The sequence below is a fragment of the Maribacter forsetii DSM 18668 genome, from assembly GCF_000744105.1.
GTDB lineage: Bacteria > Bacteroidota > Bacteroidia > Flavobacteriales > Flavobacteriaceae > Maribacter > Maribacter forsetii.
The window spans coordinates 3,526,941-3,548,463 of sequence record NZ_JQLH01000001.1 but is presented as its reverse complement, the minus strand read 5'-3'; the positions used below and the strand labels follow the sequence as shown (position 1 = coordinate 3,548,463).

Here is a 21,523-nt window from a genome sequence, read left to right as displayed (position 1 = left end):
ATGTTGATCATCAATTTATTGGTTTTTATTTCAAAAACACAATTGGGCAAGAACACATAAATAGTTTTAATTTCTGTCGATTTTGAAGTTGGTTACTCTGTACTATAACCTGTTCCAAGTTATCGTTTCCAAAAAATAATTACACTCATTTCATTATTTGAAAGGTTTAAATATCTTTATTGTTATAATTTAAAATCAAATGAATAAGGGCTAGTATTCATATGAAATATAAAAAATGCCTCATCATATTCATGATGAGGCATTATCATTTAGTTATGTCAATATTAATTAGTACCTAGGTAAATATACCCGTTGAAAGGTTCTAGGATTGTACCTGTATTCTTATCTGTGGCTGTTATTATATAGTAGTAAGTACCGGTAGGTAACATTCCAGATTTACCGAAAGAACCGTTTGGAGATTCACCACCCCAATCATTTTGATAATCTTTAACCTCGGCAATTTTAGTACCCCATCGGTTAAATATTATAACATCAAAACTAAAGGCACAGTACTCAACCCCGGTTATTTCAAAGAAATCGTTTACACCATCTCCATTTGCGGTAACCGCTTTAGAAATTTCAATATCGCCTCTGCCACATGGTACACATTCCGTGTCAACTATAACGGTAAAGTCAACATAGTATTTACAAGTGCCTTCAGTAGAACTATAAGCAATTTTGTATTCTCCTGGCTCGTGATCCATTGGGTCAAAATAGTTTCCTTCTAAAACTACATCACCTTCTAAGATCATGAATGTACCGTTGCTGTCAAAACCTTCTGGCAGATAGTTCAATAGATCTATAGGCTCTTCTTCAATACAGATGTTAATTGTAATCTCTTGTAGTTGAGGTTGTAGCACAAATATGATCTGTTCAAAAGAAGCGGTGTTTCCACAAGAATCGGTTACGTTCCAAGTTCTAATGATCAAATAATCATCAGAATCTTCTGTGGTCTGTGTCTCTTCATTGTAAACAACCTCAAAGTTATCACAACCACCGGTAAATACCATTTCTGGAGCTTCAGGAATGTCATCACCACAAATAATGGTAATTTCTTCTTCATAAGGCAAACTCATAATTGGTCCGGTAGGTTCTACGGTAATAACTTGTGTATGTTCTGTTTCATTACCGGCACAATCGGTAGCTGTCCAAGTTCTTGTAACGGTATAACCTACGGCACAGTTCTCATCATTTGTGATTGTTTCTTCAAAGACCACATCAATGTTAGGGTCACAAGAATCTGTAGCGGTCAATATAGATGCTTCTGGCACCATGTTACATTCTACCGTCATATCTTGTGGTAGCGTTTCATTAAATGTAGGTGCAACGGTATCTTCAATAGTAATTACCTGCGTATGAGTACGCACATTACCCACACAATCAGTGATCGTCCATGTTCTGGTAATCGTATATTCCGTTGCACACTCATCATCTTGCCCTTCCACTAATTCATCATAATCAACTGTTATGGCACAAGTGCTATCAGAAGTGATTACGAATGCATCTGGAATAGTATCACAAGCCTCAATGGTTTCATCAGTAGGCCAACCTTCATCACCGTCATTATCAATAATGGTTACCGTAGCAATATTATCCGATAGAATACCTACGATCGGACTTGATATATTCTCAAGAATTACATTGAAAGTCTCCGGGTCTTCAATAATTATATCATCTATAATAGGGATAACTATTGGTTGCGTATTTGGGTTTGTACCACCAAATGTCAATGTCTGTGTATTACGAGGTACACCTGTATAATCCATACTATCATTGGCAGAACCATCAACAGTGTAGTATTCAACCGTAAACTCATCTTGTACATCCGCATTTAGAACTACATTTAAAGTAACCGTACCGGCATCTTCATTTACCTCAACAGAAGTAGTATCAAACTGAACGCCATATAATGATGGGTCTGCATCGTTATCTATAATGTTTACCGTAGCCGTATCATTGGCAAGAATACCCACTATAGGCGAAGATATATCTTCAAGGATTACATTGAAGTTTTCGGTAAATTCAATCAATGTATCATCAATGATCGGGATCACTATGGTTTGTGTATTGGCATTTGTACCGCCAAACGTCAGTGTCTGTGTATCTTGAGGTACACCTGTATAATCACTACCATCAATAGTAGTAACGTCTACCGTAAAGTACTCAACCGTAAACTCATCTTGTACATTGGCATTAAGCACCACGTCAAGAGATACCGTACCTGCATCTTCGTTCACATCTATTGATGTTATATCAAATTGAACTCCGTATATAGAAGGGTCAGCGTCATTATCAATGATATTCACCGTAGCCGTATCATTGGCAAGAATACCCACTATAGGCGAAGATATATCTTCAAGGATTACATTGAAGTTTTCGGTAAATTCGATCAATGTATCATCAATGATCGGGATCACTATGGTCTGTGTATTGGCATTTGTACCGCCAAACGTCAGTGTCTGTGTATCTTGAGGTACACCAGTATAATCATTACCATCAATAGTAGTAACGTCTACCGTATAATACTCAACCGTAAACTCATCTTGTACATCGGCGTTAAGCACTACATCAAGCGAAACTGTACCCGCATCTTCGTTCACGTCAACCGAAGTAACATCGAACTGTACACCGTAAAGTGACGGGTCTGCATCGTTATCGATAATATTTACCGTAGCCGTATCATTGGTAAGAATACCAACAATAGGAGAGGAGATGTTTTCAAGGATAACCTGGAAGTTCTCCGTAAACTCGATCAATGTATCATCAATGATCGGGATCACTATGGTCTGCGTATTGGCGTTTGTACCACCAAAGGTCAATGTCTCTGTATTACGCGGTACACCCGTATAGTCACTACCATCAATAGTAGTACCGTCTACTGTATAATACTCAACCGTAAACTCATCTTGAACATCTGCGTTAAGTACCACATCAAGAGAGACCGTACCAGCATCTTCGTTCACATCTACCGAAGTAACATCGAATTGAACCCCGTATAAAGAAGGATCAGCATCATTATCAGTGATATTGATAACACCTTGGTCATCATTTATAGCTATCAATGTGGTTGATAGGTTAGAAAGATCAACAAATAGGCTTTCTGTAAATTCAATTAGCGTGTCGTCTATAATGCTAACCGTTATAGGGTGAACTTCACCATCTGTACCTGTAAAGGTCAATTGACCACTGTTAGTGGTGTAATCACCAGGTTCAATCGCAGAATCATTATTAGTGGTGTAATCTAAGGTAAATCCACCTTGAACATTACCTGTTAACAGCACATTTATAGTTGCAGTACCTGCAGCTTCATCAACTGTAATATTATCATTTTCAAATGAGATACCGGTAACACCAGGTATGTTGTCATTATCAGTGATATTGATATTACCTTGGTTATCATTAATAGCGATTAAGGTTGTAGACAGGTTAGACAGATCAACAAATAATCTTTCTGTTGCCTCAATAATATTATCATCTATAATGGTAACCGTTACTGGGTGAATTTCACCATCTGTACCAGCGAAGGTAAGTTGTCCTGCATCAGTCGTGTAATCCCCAGGTTCTACAGCAGTATCATTATTGGTTGTGTAATCTAATGTGAATCCGCCTTGTACATTACCGGTCAATAATACATTGATCGTTGCTGTACCTGCATCTTCATCTACAGTGATATCATCATTCTCAAATGAAATACCTGTTACACCGGGTATGTTATCATTATCCGTGATATTGATATTACCTTGATTATCGTTTATACCAATTAAATTAGTTGATAGGTTAGATAAATTAACTAGAAGCGTTTCTGTGGCTTCAATGAAATTGTCGTCAATAATGGTTACAACAATAGGTTGTAATTCTCCATCTGTACCAGTAAAGGTCAGTTGGCCAGAGATGCTGGTGTAATCACCAGGTTCAATAGCGGAACCATCTGCAGTTGCATAGTCAATGGTGAATCCACCAGGAACATTACCTGTTAATTGTACATTTATAGTTGCCGTACCGGCCGCTTCATCAACTGTAATGTTATCGTTTTCAAAATCAATACCTGTAGTACCCGGAATATTGTCGTTATCGGTAATACTGATATTGCCTTGAGCGTCATTTATTGGGATTAAGGTAGTTGACAAGTTAGAAAGGTCAACAAACAGTCTTTCTGTTGCCTCAATTAAATTATCATCAATAATGGTAACCTTAATGGGTTGTGTTTCACCGTCTGTACCGGCAAAAGTCAACTGCCCACTATTGGCTGTATAATCACCAGGTTCAACTGCAGAATCATTATTTGTTGAGTAATCTAAGGTAAATCCACCTTGAACATTTCCAGTCAACAATACGTTGATTGTTGCGGTACCAGCAGCTTCGTCTACAATGATATTGTCATTGTCAAAAGAAATACCAGAACCAGAAATATTATCATTATCAGTGATATTGATATTCCCTTGGTTGTCATTAATAGCGATTAATGTTGTAGACAAGTTAGATAGATCAACAAATAATCTTTCTGTGGCCTCAATAATATTGTCATCAATAATGGATACGGTCACAGGATGAGTTTCACCATCTGTACCGGCAAAAGTCAACTGACCACTAGTTGCGGTATAGTCATCAGGTTCTCCTGCAGAATCATTATTTGTTGTATAATCCAAAGTAAATCCTCCTTGTACATTACCTGTCAATAAGACATTAATTGTAGCGGTGCCTGCAGCTTCATCTACGGTAATATCATCATTTTGAAAAGAGATACCTGAAGTTCCAGGAATGTTATCATTATCAGTGATATTGATATTACCTTGGTTATCGTTAATCGCAATCAATGATGTAGACAAGTTAGACAGGTCAACAAACAATCTTTCAGTGGTCTCTATAATATTATCATCAATTATGGTAACGGTTATTGGTTGAGTTTCACCGTCTGTACCTGTAAAAGTCAATTGACCGTTAATAGGGGTGTAATCTCCCGGTTGTATAGCCGTATCATTGTTGGTGGTATAGTCTACTGTGAATCCACCAGGAACGTTTCCTGTTAATTGAACATTGATCGTAGCGGTACCTGCAGCTTCATCAACAGTGATATCATCGTTTTCAAAAGCAATACCTGTAGTACCCGGTATATTATCGTTATCGGTAATATTAATGTTAGCTTGAGTGTCATTGATAGTTATCAAGTTAGTTGATAAGTTAGAAAGATTTACGAACAATCTTTCTATTGTCTCAATAGCACTATCATCAATAATGGCAACCGTAATAGGTTGTAATTCCCCATCGGTACCAACGAAAATCAATTGACCTGAACTGGTTGTATAATCACTAGGTTCTGTTGCGGAATCATCTGCCGTAGTATAATCTAAAGTGAACCCGCCTTGAACATTACCTGTCAATAATACATTTACCGTAACAGTGCCAACAGCCTCGTCCACCGTAATATCATCATTTTGGAACGAGATACCTGTAGTGCCAGGATTGTTGTCATTATCGGTAATATTGATATTTCCTTGGCTGTCATTGATAGCGATCAATGTTGTAGAAAGGTTAGACAAGTCTACGAACAATCTTTCTGTAGCTTCAATAACGTTATCATCTATTATTGTAATGGTAACAGGGTGGGTTTCTCCGTTATTGCCGGTAAAGGTCAGTTGACCAGAAGCAGGCGTATAATCACCAGGTTCTACTGCAGAATCATTGTTTGTGGTATAATCCACTGTAAATCCGCCTTGAACATTACCCGTTAACAGCACATTTATGGTTGCCGTACCTGCATCTTCATTTACAGTAATATCATCATTTTCAAATGAGATACCAGTAGTTCCAGGTATGTTGTCATTATCTGTGATATTGATATTCCCTTGGTTGTCATTTATAGTAATCAACGTGGTAGATAAATTAGAAAGGTCTACGAACAATCTTTCTGTTGCCTCAATAATATTATCATCTATGATGTTAACCGTTATAGGTTGCGTTTCTCCATCTGTACCGGCGAAAGTTAATTGATTAGAAATTGCCGTATAATCACCAGGAGCTATGGCGGAATCATTGTTTGTGGAATAATCTACAGTGAACCCTCCTTGAACGTTACCTGTTAAGAGTACATTGATAGTTGCGGTACCATCAGCTTCATTAACGGTTATGTCATCGTTTTGGAATGAAATACCCGTACCGGCTCCACCATCATTATCTGTAATATTGATAACTCCCTGGTTGTCATTTATTGCTATTAACGATGTTGAAAGGTTTGAAAGGTCAACAAATAAATTTTCAGTTACTTCTATAAGTGAATCATCATTAATTGCTACGGTAATTGCTTGTAGCTCTCCGTCTGTACCAACAAAAGTCAACTGACCTGTATTAGTGGTATAATCTCCAGGTTCTACGGCAGAACCGTTATTTGTGGTATAATCTAAAGTAAATCCGCCTTGAACGTTTCCGGTTAGCAATACATTGATTGTTGCAGTACCTGCAGCTTCATCTACTGTAATATTATCATTTTCAAATGATATACCGGTTGTTCCAGGTATATTATCATTATCGTTGATAGTACCAGTGGCAGTATTTGTTGGTTGCGTATTAAGGAAACCAACATTTATGTTAGATTGTATGTTAGACAATGTAATAGTGAAATCTTCAGCTGGCTCAATGATATTGTCATCAAAAATAGGCACATCTATATTCACCGAATTAGTAGAGCTATTGAATGTGATTGTTCCCGTAGAATATGTATAATCTTCAGGTTCAATAGCAGTATCGTTATAAGTCTCATAATCAACAGTTACATTTTCTCCAGGAGCAATGTTACCAGTGAAAGTGACAACAAATCTTGCAAAAGTGTCTGTACCTTCTGTTACTATAACGCTATTGTTTGCGAAAGAAACACCAGTACTTCCTGGAATATTATCATTATCTGTTATTGATATAATTCCTTCATCATCATTGATAGTAGGAGTATTGGTTCCGTTAGTAAGGCGAACGAATAACTGTTCAGTAGTTTCTATAATAGTATCATCATTAATTGAAATGACAACTGATCTTTTTTCGTTATTAGTACCGGCAAAAGAAACAGTGGTGCTTGTTGTAGAAACGTAGTCGCCTGGTTCAATAGCAGAGTCGTCAGCAGTAGCATAATTTACAGTAAAACCACCAGAAACAGTACCTGTATGAGTTATCTCTAAAACAGCCGTGCCTGCATCTTCATTAACGGTAACATTGTTAATACTAAGACCAATAGGGTCACCATTTTCACTTACATAGATGTATTGCGTATGACTTGTAATGTTTCCTGCGCAATCATTGGTTGTCCAAGTTCTAATAATCGTATATGAAGTACTTGTGTTATCACCATCATATGTTTCGTTGAATGTAACTGTAGAGTTAGAATCACAATTGTCATTGGCAGAAAGTACTGGGGCTACCGGTATGTTATCATGGGCAGCATAAGAATCTTGAGGTAAAGACTCGTTAAAGGTTGGGGCTTCATTATCTTCTATGGTGATGATCTGAGTGAACGTATCGCTAACTCTACCACAAGCATCGGTAAAGGTCCAAGTGTTGGTGTAAGTACCTTCGGTAGGGCATGCACCAGATTGAACGAAATTACCTGCCGTTTTATGTAATGTAAAATTACAAGAAGCAGTTGCAGGTACCAAGGTATTGGCATTGTTAAGTGCAGCAATATTATCACAGGCAATAGTTCTGTCCAATGCATTTGGAGCAGTAGACCAGTTTACTTGTGGAGGCTGTTGAACATCTATAATAGTGGGTGTGTGCGTACCTATACCGCAAGAATCCGTAGACGAAGAGCTACTTGTTGTAATAGGGTCTCCATTGGTTACTCCACTATAAGTAGCGTTAGCCTGTAGTTCAAAACTAGCGGTACATGCAGTTTCTAAGAAATAGCAAGCCTCAATAATTTCAATATCAAAATCAAGATCATAATTGTCACCCATGTTAGTGACACCATTTTGAGCCGTAAATGTCAAAGTTTTCGTTGCTATATCATAAGAGTGACTAATACCAGTAGGTAAGGTTCCTACGCTAGAAAAATTAGCCTCAGCCGGTAAAACAGTGGTTATTACAAGGTCTTGAATATCATCATTACCAATATTGGTAACATTTAAGGTCAATGGTACAATATCTCCAGCGTTGAAAGGACCGGTAGTATTTGCACTTAAATTTAAGGCACCTAAGCTAGGTTTGTACACATCTACACTTAATCCCATTAAATACAAACCGTAAGATTCCTGATCTGTAGTAATTTTAAATCGGGCAAATGTCTGATCGTTTTCTATATATCTATTAGCAGTGTTGGCTAATGGGAATACGGTAGCGTCAAAACCTAAGGTATTGGTACTTGCAGCATTTCTATCCACATAATTTAATCCGTCAATAGTAATGCGGCTATTAAAGAAGTTATCTTCATCTCTTAGCGTAGTCGATAGTTTAGACCAGTCATTGTTAGTATCAAAAATCAATAATTGGTCACCTGAAAGATCACGGTCACCCTCTAACGCACCTAACATTACATTGGCGTTGATATTACCGTTAGGTATGGTTTCAAACCCACTAAAGTTAAATTCAGTTTCACCAGCACCATCAGATGCAAAGGTATGAACGTAACCATCATAAAGAGTAATGTTTTTAGGGTCTAAAGAAACATTTTCATAAACAAATACAATTTGCCATCCACCAGAAGTACCAGTGTTGTTAGCAATACCATGCGAGCGTAAAGCCATTTCAGTGGCCTTTACATTACCAACTTGGTAAGAACCAAAAGGAGTAGAAAGTGCATTTATATCGTCTGTTATATCTTTAATACATACATATGGGTCATTTTGAAAATGATCATCACGACCTCTATAAATTACCTCATCGGCAGAAACAGTTGTATATGAAGATTGACCAGGAAGCATCAGTTTTACCTGATTGTAGTTCCATGACGGTTCAGTAGCACTGCCACCTGTAGTACCATCATATTCTTTATCTGCCGCGGCCCAATATAAGTATGCTTTCTTAATGTTTAAACAACTTAAAGAAGGCTCTGGGTTGGCTAAGTTAGCGTTAGTTGAGTTGAATGTAGAGGGGTCAGAATCGATATCTACAAATACGTTATTATTAAAATCGTGGTTACCGTCTTCACCATTGTAATTACCAGTTGAATTTCTTGAAAGAACATTGTTGGCAATCATAGTAAAATCTCCATTAATACTTCCAGAGTAACGAATTTCAAAATCCTTTTTAAGGTTGGTGTCGTTTACGAATATGTTGACTACAGCTTCATCTTCAGATCCATTGGAATCTACTATTTTATACCTAAAAGAATCATTACCGTTAAATGACGCACTGGGTTGGTATTCAAAATAGTCATCTGTAGCATCACCAGGTGTACCGTTATTCATAAGTGTTACCGTACCGTTTATTGGGCTGTTCACTATTTGTAACGCATTGGTAGATGCTGGACCGTCAAATCCATAATCATCATTGTCAAGTACCGTAATGTTAGCGGCTGCTTGATTTTGGAAAACAACAAAAGAATCATCTACTGCGGTAGGTAAATGGTCAATATCCCTAATGGTACCAATACCTGTAGGGTTGGTTGCCGTAATTATACTAGGTGAAATTGAAGTTATGGTAAGTCTTAAAGACTCATCACCTTCTATAATTGCATCTTGAATGATAGTTACGGGCACTTGAATAGTTTGTGTTGCCGCACCTGTAAAGTTAAGTGTGCCGGTTAAGGATGCCGAATAATCATTACCTGCCGTGGTGGTATTATCTGTAATTTCATATGTAGCCGTAAAACCACCGTTTATTGGGTCACCTGTGTAGGTAACATCAAAATTAGTTGTTACATCCAATTCATCCTCGTCAAAACCTGTAACGGCAATTGTACCGGAATCATCATTGGTAATAGTACCGGTAGCATCTGCATTTGAAATACTAATTTTAGGTGAAGATGGATTAGAAATAGTAATTCTTAAATCTTCATCACTTTCAATGAAATCATCACCTATTACGTTAATTTGAACCGAACGCACTTCATTGTTTACACCAGAAAAAGTTAGTGAACCTGTAGCTAGTGGTGCAGTATTTAATGTATAATCATCACCATTGGTAGTGCTTATATCCGTAATTTCATAATCAAGATCAAAACCACCATTTAATCTATCTCCCGTGTAAGTAACATCAAAATTTATACCGTTGGTTTGCTCTATAATACTAAAACCAGTTACAGAAACTGCACCACCATCATCGTCGGTAATGACTCCTCTAGCTTGGTTGTTTAAAAAATTGATTCCAACACTAGAACGGATAGCTACCAAGTTAACGAAGAAGTCTTCTTCATTCTCAATAACCAGGTCACTAATGATTGGAACAACAATATTTTGAGAGTTAACAGTATTGGTAAAAGTTAAAGTTTGGATGGTTGCATTAGGATTGAAATCCGTAGCGTTATTTGCAGAACCATTGTTTACAAAGTAGTCTACTTCAATAGTCTCACCTGTATCTATAGCACCAATGAATTCAACAACGAATGTTGCATTTACTGTACCGTTATTATCGCCTTCTACAACGGTTACGGTTAAATTTTGGAAATCTATACCACTTGTGGCTGTATTGTCATTATCGGTAATTGATCCAGTCCCTGTTGGGTCAACAATGTTTATTAAAGCTGTAGATAAGTTTGAAAGCTGAATATTCAAATCTTCAGTAGCTTCTATAAAAGAATCTTCTATAATATCGACGTATACGGTTTGCGTATCACCAGTTGAAGTACCTGCAGGGAAAGTTAGTTGACCTGACGGCAATGTTGGTAAAGTTGTATCGTAATCTTTGCCAGATACTGCTGTACCATCTGTAATATCATAATCTACCGTGAAAGCATCTTGAACATCATTACCGTTGTAAGTAATAATGAAACTTGTACTTCCTGCAGATTCATCAATTGAGAAATCTAAAGCACTAAGTCCTGTTGTGGAAGTTTTTATATCATTGTCCGTAATGGTACCAATAGCATTGGCATCAACTAGGTTAATTAGTGTAGTAGATAAATTAGTTAATTGAAAATTGATGGTTTCATCAGATTCAATTATGGTGTCGTCGTTAATATTGATACTTACATTTTGAAAGTCTCCATCTTCTGTCCCCGTTGGAAATATCAATTGAGCGGTTAAGGAAAGATTTCCACTATAATCTGAACCTGCTATGGCCGATCCATCTGTTATTGCATAATCTACAGTAAATGAATTTTGAAGTTCACTACCATTATAGGTAACCACAAAATTGGCAGTGCCAGCATCCTCATCTATGTTGATATCAGCTACCGTTAAACCTGTAGTTGGTGTTTTTATGTCGTTATCTACAATTGTACCTATCGCATTTGGTTCAACCAAATTGATAAGGGTCGTTGAAAGATTAGATAATTCTATATTTAAAGTTTCGTCCCCTTCTATAATGTCATCGTTGATTATGGTAACACTTACAATTTGTGTTGCACCGTCTGTAGTGTTGTTTGGAAAAGAAACCTGTCCTGATAATATAGCCGTAAAGTCATCTCCTTCAAATGCAGAACCATTGGTAATGGTGTAATCTGCGGTAAATCCGTTTTTGACATTTCCACCTTTATAGGTTACTACAAAATTTGCCGACGCAGTTTCCTCATTGAAATTTACATCAGCAATATATAAACCTGTGGATGGGTCAGTATCGTTATCTACAATAGTACCTGTAGCATCTGCATTTATAATAGTCAAAAGACTATTTGAGATATTTGATATTTGAATACTAAGATTTTCATCACCTTCTATTACGGTGTCATCTGTAATTGCTACTAAAAGTGTTTGCGTATTCCCATCAGAAGTACCGGCAGGGAAAGTAACCTGACCAGTTAGATTTACATTATAATCTGATCCAACAGTGGTACTATTATCTGTAATAATGTAGTCTACTGTAAAAGAGTCCTGAACGGTAGGTCCGGTATAAGTTAATACGAAATCTACGGTTCCAACGTCTTCATTTATTGAAAAATCGGCAATAGAAACACCTTCGCCAGAAGTAGGGGTATTTATATTGGTAATGGTCCCTAGAGCAGTATCTGTAATATCACCTACATTGGTAGAACCATTGGTCATACCTAATATGAATGTTTCATCACCTTCAATTAGCGAATCGTCTAGGGCTGGTATAAGAATATTCGTATTTAACGTGTTGCTAGGAATAGAAAAATTTGATAATGCAGTGTAGTCTGTACTAGTAGTAGTAACATCTGCATAAGATAAATCGAAAGTAACAGTCTCGTCAACAGCATGTGAAAGGGTTACTGCAAAATCTAAATCGTTTCCTTCTGCAACTGCTGCATCGGCAATAGCTACATTTGGTCTAATGAAAAGGTCTACAACATTTGTATAAGTATATGGTGTACATAGGTTTTCACTATCAAAAGCAGAAAAACGAAATTGGTTTCCACTTTCTGTACTAGTAACATTGGTTAAAGTTAACGTAGTAGTTGTAGCACCAGAATAAACGCCACTATCTGAAATTGTAGACCAGGTACTACCGTTATCTGTACTAACATCCCATTGGTAGGTAAGTCCCGTACCATTTACAGAAGTAGTATATGCAACGGTATCACCCAAGTTAGCCACTTTATCGGTAGGCTGTGTAGCAATGGTAACTGTCTGGAATGCGCTGGTAACTTTACTATCTGTACCTGTATAGCCACCTTGACCAATTACTAAACCTGTTGCATTATTTACACTAACAGGAGAAGTACCTAAATAACCATCATTGTCTGGGTCGGTATGGCCAGCTTCTACAGCATCTGGACAACCATCATTATCCGAATCAGAATCTAGGCTGTCAATAATACCATCTCCATCGGTGTCAACCGTACCTTCGTTACTATCTGCAATACCATCGTTATCATCATCTTCATCGACTAAATCATTTACACCATCATTATCGGTATCTAAGTCGTCGTCAGTTATTGTTATTTCTCCTTCATTAGCTACAAAAACAATATTTTGAGGTGCATAATTAGTGATTAGATCCGTAGTTGGGTTGTAAGAAGGAACAACACTAAAGAATTCCGAACCTTCTATAGTAGTGTCATCTATTATGCTAAAGTTTTCTTGAAGAACATCGGTTACTTGACCGCTGAAATTAAACGTACCAGAGTTACTAGAGTAATCAGATGGTTCTGTAGCAGAATTATCTGATGTAGCGTAGTCGATATCAAATGCATTTTGAACTTCTTGGCTAAGTGTAAACTCGATGATTGCATTACCAGCAGCTTCTAATACTGTAGTATTGCTTAAGTTAATGGTAGCAACGTCATTATCGTGAATACGTAATGCCGAACGTTCTGTATTTATACTCACCCTAGAAGGTGATGAACCGTATTTTGTAGCTTCTGCTACATTTCTAGACTTAACACCGTTAAACTCTTCAGAAGGTTCAACAATAGTATTGTCAATAGTGGGTATTGGTATAATTATTTCTGAACCGGCTACTGAACCTGCAGGAAAAGTAACGGTAGTGATAAAAGAATTAAAATCTGTGCCATCACTTGCAGGGCTAATTGAGGTTGGATTGGTTTCTACAGAAAAGTCAACACTATATTCATCTTCTATACCAACATATTGTTGACCTCCAGAATTGGTTCCATTAGATAGAGATAAACTATATTGTATTTCTCCACCCTCTGTAATATCATAATTGCTGCCAGTTACATAAGCAACATCGGTATCTATAACAGTACCTGTGCCTTCAGGGTCAGAAAATGAATATGTACCAGAAGGGTCGCTTAAGGTTAATGTAAATTGTTGTTGTGTGGCTTCTACCCAGTCATCGTTTAATGCGTTTACGGAAAATGTCGAGGTAGTTCCGAAAAAGAAAATAGTAACAGAATTAGCTCCAGAATAATCTGCCGCAATTGCCGATCCCGGAATATAGGCTAAATCGAAAGTAACACTTCTAAATAAAAAGCTATCAGAAGTTACGGTAAATTCCATAGCATCACCTTCGTTTGCACTAGCATCAGAAACTGAGAATGTTTGTGCCATTACATCTGCAGAACCAATAAAGAACCACATGACAAATAACAACAATGTCGATTTTATGAAAGTTAAGTTGTTCATTATAGATTCTTTTGGTTATTTGAAATGGTATGGTTTGAGCAAATAGTATTATTATTTGTCAAATGATTATTTTTAGAATTATTGTTGAAGTAAAGTATATGTTCAATACATCTATTAGAGCGGTCATTGAAACGAACAAATTCATCTCCGTTTGTGGAACAGTGCAAGTTGTTGAAACTAGATGCAACATCTGCTGTTTCATGCATTCCAAAAATGGAGCGCACAATTGTTGATTTTCTGTTACGGGGGATGATGTCGTTAGAAGTGTAATTTGACTTCATAATAATGGTTAAGTTTAATTCTTAATATTAATCCTTAACCCTATCAAAAATGATTGCAAGTTGTGTGCAAAACATTATTGGCTAGCAGGTTAAGAAAAGTTTTGGAACAGATTTGGGATCTAATTCTGTCACAAAATTAAGGTCTGTCTGTTCAATAACTCAATTTAATAGTCCACACGGTTATATTCGTCGATGAACATACGTTGCCAAAATAACGTTGATACGTTCTGAATATTTAATTGTTGTTGTGAAGTGCTGTTATTGTGTGGTGTTAGAATTGTAATCCTTTTCTTTCAGATAGATCTGGGGTTTTAAATAACTAAAAAATAATAAGTTTTTAAACATCTAAAAATCAGTAAGTTATATTTTTGTATATATAAAGAAATATCATGTTTTATATTTAAGAGTGTATTTGACACTTTATTATTAATTGTTGTAGACTGTTAAAATTGTTGTAAAAGGTAAGGAGAATTGAGTGTTTGCATTTCGTCGATAAAATCAATGTATACAACCGATTAGAGGTAATTACAAGCTTGAGGATAAAGATTAAAAAGTGTATTTTTTTTTATGATTTAAGACGTAACAAAAACACCTTTTCATTTCAATGAAAAGGTGTTTTCTTTATATAGGCGCTCTCGCGGAATGTTCAATTTATTTACGCTTCAAAACTATAGATTAGAACGATTTATAGTGTAAATTTTAGTTTAAATAATTATTAAAATGCATCGGGATTTTTAATTATTTCGGTAGCTCTTTCTTGAATTTCAGCTAGTTTGTTTCCGTCCATTTTATTTAAAAGTGCCAGCATCATATTCATACGTTGATTGTCTATAAAATGTTCCTTTTTATCAGAAAGAAAATTCCAATATAAAGAGTTAAAAGGACATGCTTTTTTACCAATTTTTTTGGTTTGGCTATAATGGCAACCACTGCAGTAATTACTCATTTTGTTAATGTAGTTAGCGCTACTAACATATGGTTTAGTAGCAACAATACCACCATCTGCAAACTGGCTCATACCTCTAGTATTGGTAATTTCAACCCATTCAATAGCATCTATGTAAACACCTAAATACCACTTATCAACTTCATCTGGGTCTATTTGGGTCAATAAAGAAAAATTACCGATAACCATAAGGCGCTGTATATGATGAGCATAAGAAGCATCTAAACTTTGACCAATAGCTTTTTTTAAACAATTCATTTTCGTGTCACCTGTCCAAAAAAACTCAGGTAATTTATTGGTATTGTTTAATGTGTTCAGTTCTTTGTATTTGGGCATTTCTTTCCAATAAATACCCCTCATATATTCTCTCCAACCTAAAATTTGTCGTACAAAACCTTCAACTTGAGATATGTTTATATCGTTGGATTTATCGTAAAAATGGTCTAAGACAGTATTGATAACTTCATTTGGTGCCAATATCTTAGCATTCATTGCAAATGATAGGCGTGAGTGAAAAAGAAACTTCTCATCAGTATGCATGGCATCTTGGTAGTCACCAAAATGTGGTAGTAGTTCATTGCAGAAATAATCTAATGTATTCAAGCATTCTTCTCTTGTCACCGGCCATGGAAATTCTGTGGAATCTATATTGCCAAATGTTTGAACATTTTTATCGTTCAACATTTGAACTATTTCATTTACATTTTTAGAAAACTCTTTTTCTTTAGGAATAGGTGTTTTGCCCTTCCATTTATTTCTGTTGCTCTGGTCATAGTTCCATGTACCACCTTCCGGTTGGTCATTAGTCACCATAATACTATGCTTTTTACGCATCATTCTATAAAAACTTTCCATAACCATTTGCTTCTTGCCGGTATAGAAATCTTTTAACTCATATCTAGTAGTGTAAAAATGTTCGGTATCAAAACTATCGGTAGCTATGGCTAGCGAACTGCAAATTTTTTGCAATTGTTTATCCAGTCTATATTCGTCTGGTAACTGATATTCAAATTTTTCAGCATTTGTTTCTTTGATAGTGTTGGATATTATCTGTGCTAAATCTTGAGGGTTGTTTTTATCGTTTAGTTTGTAATAGATAAATCGATGCCCTTTTTCAGAAAGGTCATCTCTGAAACTTCGCATAGCCAAAAAGAAAGCGACCACTTTTTGAATATGGTGTTTAACATAATCGGTTTCTTGTCTCATTTCAGCTATTACATAGGTGATATCGTCATTTACGTTTGAGAACCAAGAGTGATTTTGATTTAATTGATCACCTAATATTAAGCGTACTATTTTCATTATTTCGTGTCTTTTTGAAAGTTGTGATTAGAACAATGTTTCTTGTAACCACAACAGTTGATATTTACCGGAAGCATCATATCGTTCAGCTTGGCTTTTGATATTGAATTTTCGGTTTCTAGGGTCATTTCCTACTCCGCTGTTGTACATCCAATTTCCCCAATTACTATGCACATCATAATCAATTAACATACTTTCAAAATAGGCTGCACCAATTCGCCAATCTTGTTCTAATTCTTTAGACCAAAAACTAGCTACGTTTTGTCGCCCTCTATTACTCATCCATCCGGTTTCTAATAGTTCTTTCATATTGGCATTTACAAAAGGTTCTTTAGTTAAACCATTGATCCAAGTATGTTTGGCTTTTTCGTTGGTTTTAGGATCGTAAGTATTATTTAATATACCACCCAACTTAAATATAGCATCGTGATGTTTAAGAGAAATATATTTAAAAAAATCTCTCCAAATCAATTCGAAAATTAACCAATAGGTATCTTGGTTTTTTACAATCTCTTTCTCGTAATTCTTTATTTCCCAGTAAATGGTTCTTGGAGATATACTACCGTTAGCCAGCCAAGCAGAAAGTTTTGAACTGTAATCCGTACCAATTAATCCGTTTCTGGTTTTCTTATAAAAACTTAGTTTTCTCGTTTCCCAAAAGTAGTTCTGTATTCGTTTTAACGCCTCTAATTCTCCGCCTTTGAAGGGGAATGCGGTATTTATATGGTTAGTATAATTGTCTAAACCTAAATAATTTAAAGTAGGGATTTTGGTCTTAGTGTCAATTAAATTTTCACTAGGCATTTTATTAGGTAATGTGGTAATTGGTCTTACTTTGGAGTTTGCTTCACACTTTTTTCTGAAGGTGGTAAAGACATTCGGAATTAAACTAAAATCATCATAAGGAATATCATCTGGGTGAAATAAAAATTGATCATATACTTCGTGAATATTTATATTGGGATCTAAGTTGTTCTTTACATTGTTTAGTATAACCTGTTCATCTCTAGTCCATTCTTTTTGTAAGAAAACAGAATTGATGTTATGATTTTGAATTAAATCTGGTAAGTAATCTGCTGAATTACCGTGATAAATAAATAGCGGTATATTGATTTTTTCAAGTTCCTGTTTTAATTGCTGAACAGTCTCAATTAAAAAATTTGCCCTATACTTTTCAGTTCTTTTAAATCCGAATTCATCGGTTTCAAAAAATTTAGATTCAAAACAGTAAAAGCCAATAACATTAGACCCTTTCATTGCTTCGGTTAATGAAGAGTTGTCTTGCACCCTTAAGTCGTTTCTAAACCAAATTAGATTATTCATGAATTGCTGTTTTCAATTTATTTCGTCTACATTTTTCTCCGCAGTACTTTACATCGTCCCAATTGCGTTCCCACTTTTTACGCCATGAAAATGGTTTATTACACGTTACGCAAATTTTTGTTTGCAGATTTACTTTTTTATGAGCCACTATTATATAAGTTTACTGGGTTCGTCTGGTTTTGCATATGCGAATCTTGCTAAAAGTTGTGGTAGGGCATAAGCATCCAATCCATTAATGGCGACAGTCTGCGCTTTGTCTAATTGCAACCAACCGTCATTTTGTAAAATATCGTCTGATAAATAGACATGCTCAATAGCACCGATTATCAGTAGGCAACCATTCTCTTTAATATCATATTCGTTCACATAGCTGCAACCCAATTTTATAGCACTCTCTTTTACGTATGGAGCCTGAAAATTATCTAAATAAGTTTCGGTTAATTTGGTTTTTGAAAACTCTGAAATCTCTTCATCATAGCTGGCTGCAGTATGATGCGCATCTTTTATGATAGATTCGTTTACCTGGTTGACGGTGAAAAATCCACTTTCTTTGAAGTTGGCATAGGTATTTCTTTTAACGGTTAAAGGTCTAAGAATAAACCCTAGCATAGGTGGTGTACTACCAATATGAACCACCGAATTGAAAATAGCCAAATTACTTATACCCGCTTCAGATTTAGAACCTAATAAGTTGGCAGATTTATAACCGGTACAACTATTAATTAAATGAGCTCTGTATCTACTAGGCATTTTGCCTAGTTCTTCTTTACTAAAATGTTTCAAATTGTAAATTTTGTTTAACAAAAATAATTAAAAATTAAACAGATATGGACTCAATAAGGTAAATGATTTGCTTAGTTTATCTGTTTATACAAGAAATGAGGGTATAATTTCCTATTTTTAACATTGAATTAATGTTGGCTTAAAGCCATATACATGACGCAAGAAAAAAAGAATATTGCCATTATTGGCTCAGGCTTAGTAGGATCCTTGCTAGCCATTTACCTTAAGAGGTACGGACATCAAATTACCGTTTTTGATCGCAGACCAGATATTAGAAATGTTGAATTTTCTGGACGATCCATCAACCTTGCAATGAGTAATAGAGGTTGGAACGCCTTGAAGGCGGTTGGCATAGAAGAAGAGATTAAGGAAATAGCCATACCCTTAGATAAAAGGGCGATGCACGTCATTGGAAAAGAGCAGTATTTTCAAAAATATGGCAAAGACGGTGAGGCTATTTGGTCTATATCGCGTGGTGTGCTTAATAGACGCATGATTGATCTTGCTGAAAAGAACGGAGTAGAATTTCGTTTTGAGGAAAAGGTCTGGGATATTAATTTGCCCGAAGCAAAAGTTTATACGGGAGAAAGCGAAAAAGGGGAGTGGATAGAATACCCTTTCGATTTGGTATTTGGATGCGACGGTGCTTTTTCAAGAGTACGTCATAAAATGCAAAGGCGAAGTAGATTTGACTATTCGCAAGATTTTATTGATGTAGGATATAAAGAATTGACCATACCTGCAAATGCGGATGGTTCACATAAATTAGATAAGCACTCATTTCATATTTGGCCACGCGGTAAGTTTATGTTTATAGCAATGCCAAACTTAGATGGCAGTTTTACCTGTACTTTATTTATGCCATTTGAGGGTGATGTTTCTTTTGATAGTCTGAAGACAAAAAAGGATGCGGTACATTTTTTCAATACGTACTTCCCTAACGTAATGGATGATATAGAAAATTTAACCGGAGACTTTTTTAAGAACCCTACCAGTGCCATGGTTACCATGAAGTGCTACCCGTGGACCTATTGGGATAAAGTTGCCCTTGTGGGTGATTCTGCGCATGCTGTAGTGCCTTTTTATGGTCAAGGCATGAATGCTGGGTTTGAGGATATTTATGTCTTAAATCAGATTATACAGGAGTTAGGTGATGACTGGCAGCGTATTTTTGAGATATATCAAGAAAGGCGCAAGCCAAACGCTGATGCTATTGCAGAGCTAAGCTATCGCAACTTTGTAGAAATGAGCAGTAAAACTGCAGATAGCAATTTCTTGTTACAAAAGAAAATTGAAAAACACTTTGCGGCAAAACATCCAGAAAAATGGGTGCCAGCCTATAGTAGGGTGACATTTTCAAATAGACCCTATGCAGAAGCACTGGCAGAAGGAGATGCTCAGGAAGAGATTATGAAAAAAGTCATGAGCACACCAGGAATAGATGAAAAATGGGATAGTAAGGAGGTAGAAGAGCTAATGCTCAAATTACTGGGGTAATTATTTATTGGACTTCATTTCACTTCTGCGCATGGGCATACTGTCAATTAAGTCAATAAGCTGTTGTATTTTAAAAGGGTAGGGGCTTTTGGCTTTAATGCCACCATCTTTTCCAATTAATATATAGCCATTATAGGATTTTGGTAACGTGCTGGATTTTTTAATTTCTGTAGCTTTACCTTCCGTAGTATATAATACACTGTCTTTATAGTTGAAAACAATAATATCCCTTTCATTAATTTTTGAAGCATTACTTTCAATAGTTTCTAAGGCAGATTTTACTTCGGCAATATTATTTTCAGTTTCGTAAAGAATAACTATTCTATTTTTCCATTTGTAGTCCGATAAATCTTGAGCTTCTATATTAAGACTATACATCATTATAAAAATTAAAAGGATTTTTAAAGATTTCATAGTCATGAATTTAAACAAAAAAAGCCATCTTTTAAAGATGGCTTTTTTAATATATGTTAGATGTTTGCTATTATAATTTAGCGAACATTTTTTGCATTTTTTCACTTTCCTCTTCAGCAAGGGTAGGATCAACTAAAATACGACCACTATGCTCATCAGTAATAATCTTCTTTCTTGAAGCAATCTCAACTTGTACCTGAGGTGGAATAGTAAAGAAAGAACCACCAGAAGCACCTCTTTCAATTGGCACAACAGCTAAACCATTCTTAACATTGTTACGAATACGTGCATATGCCTTTACCAAACGCTCTTCAATTTTATCTTGAAATTTAATAGACTCTTCTAACAGCGCTTTTTCTTCTTTCTCAGTTTCAGCAAGAATAGCGTTTAATTCGCTTTTCTTGTGCTTAAGGTGAGCCTCACGTTCAGATAAACGTTCTTTAGTTTCAGAAATAACAGATTTCTTCTGATCTATTTGAGCTTTGAATTCTTTAATGTTCTTTTCAGCTAATTGAATTTCCAATTCTTGAAATTCCAATTCTTTACTGATAGAATTAAATTCTCTACTGTTACGAACATTCTTTTGTTGCTCGCCGTATTTTTTAATTAAAGTCTTTGCTTCTTCAATAAGGTTCTTCTTAGCACCGATTTCGAAATTGATATTCTCTAAATCAGTTTTAAGTTTATCCATTCTCGTTTTTAGGCCAAGGACTTCATCTTCCAAGTCTTCTACTTCTAAAGGAAGTTCACCACGAACGTTCCTTATTTCATCAACCCTAGAATCAATTAATTGCAAATCATATAATGCTCTTAACTTTGCTTCTACAGACGAATCTTCTTTTTTTGCCATA

The 21,523-nt window shown here is 35.8% G+C and carries 9 protein-coding genes; 1 reads left to right on the top strand and 8 read right to left on the bottom strand.

Going from position 1 to position 21,523, the window contains the following annotated elements:
• Positions 1-284 precede the first annotated feature (284 nt).
• The 6 genes from P177_RS20130 to P177_RS15075 form a co-directional block, all read right to left on the bottom strand.
• A complete protein-coding gene (locus tag P177_RS20130) occupies positions 285-14,126 on the bottom strand; it encodes a Calx-beta domain-containing protein (RefSeq protein WP_157486590.1) in 13,842 nt (4,613 codons plus the stop codon).
• Positions 14,126-14,407 carry a hypothetical protein gene (locus P177_RS20125; RefSeq protein WP_157486582.1) on the bottom strand — a complete coding sequence of 94 codons (282 nt, stop codon included), beginning with the start codon at positions 14,405-14,407 and terminating at the stop codon, positions 14,126-14,128. Before P177_RS20125 ends, P177_RS20130 begins: the two co-directional genes overlap by 1 nt.
• Positions 14,408-15,122: 715 nt before the next feature.
• Positions 15,123-16,655 carry a cryptochrome/photolyase family protein gene (locus P177_RS15085; RefSeq protein WP_209435195.1) on the bottom strand — a complete coding sequence of 511 codons (1,533 nt, stop codon included), beginning with the start codon at positions 16,653-16,655 and terminating at the stop codon, positions 15,123-15,125.
• 27 nt (positions 16,656-16,682) lie between these two features.
• Complete coding sequence (locus P177_RS15080) at positions 16,683-17,978, bottom strand: DASH family cryptochrome (protein WP_036156055.1); 1,296 nt, start codon at positions 17,976-17,978, stop codon at positions 16,683-16,685.
• Complete coding sequence (locus P177_RS19860) at positions 17,971-18,126, bottom strand: DUF2256 domain-containing protein (RefSeq protein WP_084684708.1); 156 nt, start codon at positions 18,124-18,126, stop codon at positions 17,971-17,973. The genes P177_RS15080 and P177_RS19860 overlap by 8 nt, the downstream gene beginning before the upstream one ends.
• Positions 18,127-18,128: 2 nt before the next feature.
• Positions 18,129-18,761 carry a flavin reductase family protein gene (locus P177_RS15075; RefSeq protein ID WP_036158577.1) on the bottom strand — a complete coding sequence of 211 codons (633 nt, stop codon included), beginning with the start codon at positions 18,759-18,761 and terminating at the stop codon, positions 18,129-18,131.
• 153 nt (positions 18,762-18,914) lie between these two features.
• On the opposite strand from P177_RS15075, the gene P177_RS15070 reads away from it, so the two are divergent.
• Positions 18,915-20,258 (top strand): FAD-dependent oxidoreductase, encoded by a 1,344-nt coding sequence (locus P177_RS15070; RefSeq protein WP_036156053.1) that lies wholly within the window; start codon positions 18,915-18,917, stop codon positions 20,256-20,258.
• On the opposite strand, the gene P177_RS15065 is transcribed toward P177_RS15070, so the two are convergent.
• Positions 20,259-20,672 (bottom strand): DUF4174 domain-containing protein, encoded by a 414-nt coding sequence (locus tag P177_RS15065; protein WP_167333117.1) that lies wholly within the window; start codon positions 20,670-20,672, stop codon positions 20,259-20,261. It lies immediately after the preceding gene.
• Between the two features lie 70 nt (positions 20,673-20,742).
• The gene (locus P177_RS15060) at positions 20,743-21,522 is read right to left on the bottom strand and encodes a zinc ribbon domain-containing protein (RefSeq protein ID WP_036156050.1); all 780 of its coding nucleotides are present in this window, start codon (positions 21,520-21,522) and stop codon (positions 20,743-20,745) included.
• Position 21,523: the final 1 nt, after the last annotated feature.

Bases quoted from the DNA above. Each gene is read 5' to 3' on its own strand.
- P177_RS15070 (WP_036156053.1), top strand. From the start codon at position 18,915: ATGACGCAAGAAAAAAAGAATATTGCCATTATTGGCTCAGGCTTAGTA.
- P177_RS20130 (WP_157486590.1), bottom strand. From the start codon at position 14,126: ATGAACAACTTAACTTTCATAAAATCGACATTGTTGTTATTTGTCATG.
- P177_RS15065 (WP_167333117.1), bottom strand. From the start codon at position 20,672: ATGAAATCTTTAAAAATCCTTTTAATTTTTATAATGATGTATAGTCTT.
- P177_RS15080 (WP_036156055.1), bottom strand. From the start codon at position 17,978: ATGAATAATCTAATTTGGTTTAGAAACGACTTAAGGGTGCAAGACAAC.
- P177_RS15085 (WP_209435195.1), bottom strand. From the start codon at position 16,655: ATGAAAATAGTACGCTTAATATTAGGTGATCAATTAAATCAAAATCAC.
- P177_RS20125 (WP_157486582.1), bottom strand. From the start codon at position 14,407: ATGAAGTCAAATTACACTTCTAACGACATCATCCCCCGTAACAGAAAA.
- P177_RS15060 (WP_036156050.1), bottom strand. From the start codon at position 21,522: ATGGCAAAAAAAGAAGATTCGTCTGTAGAAGCAAAGTTAAGAGCATTA.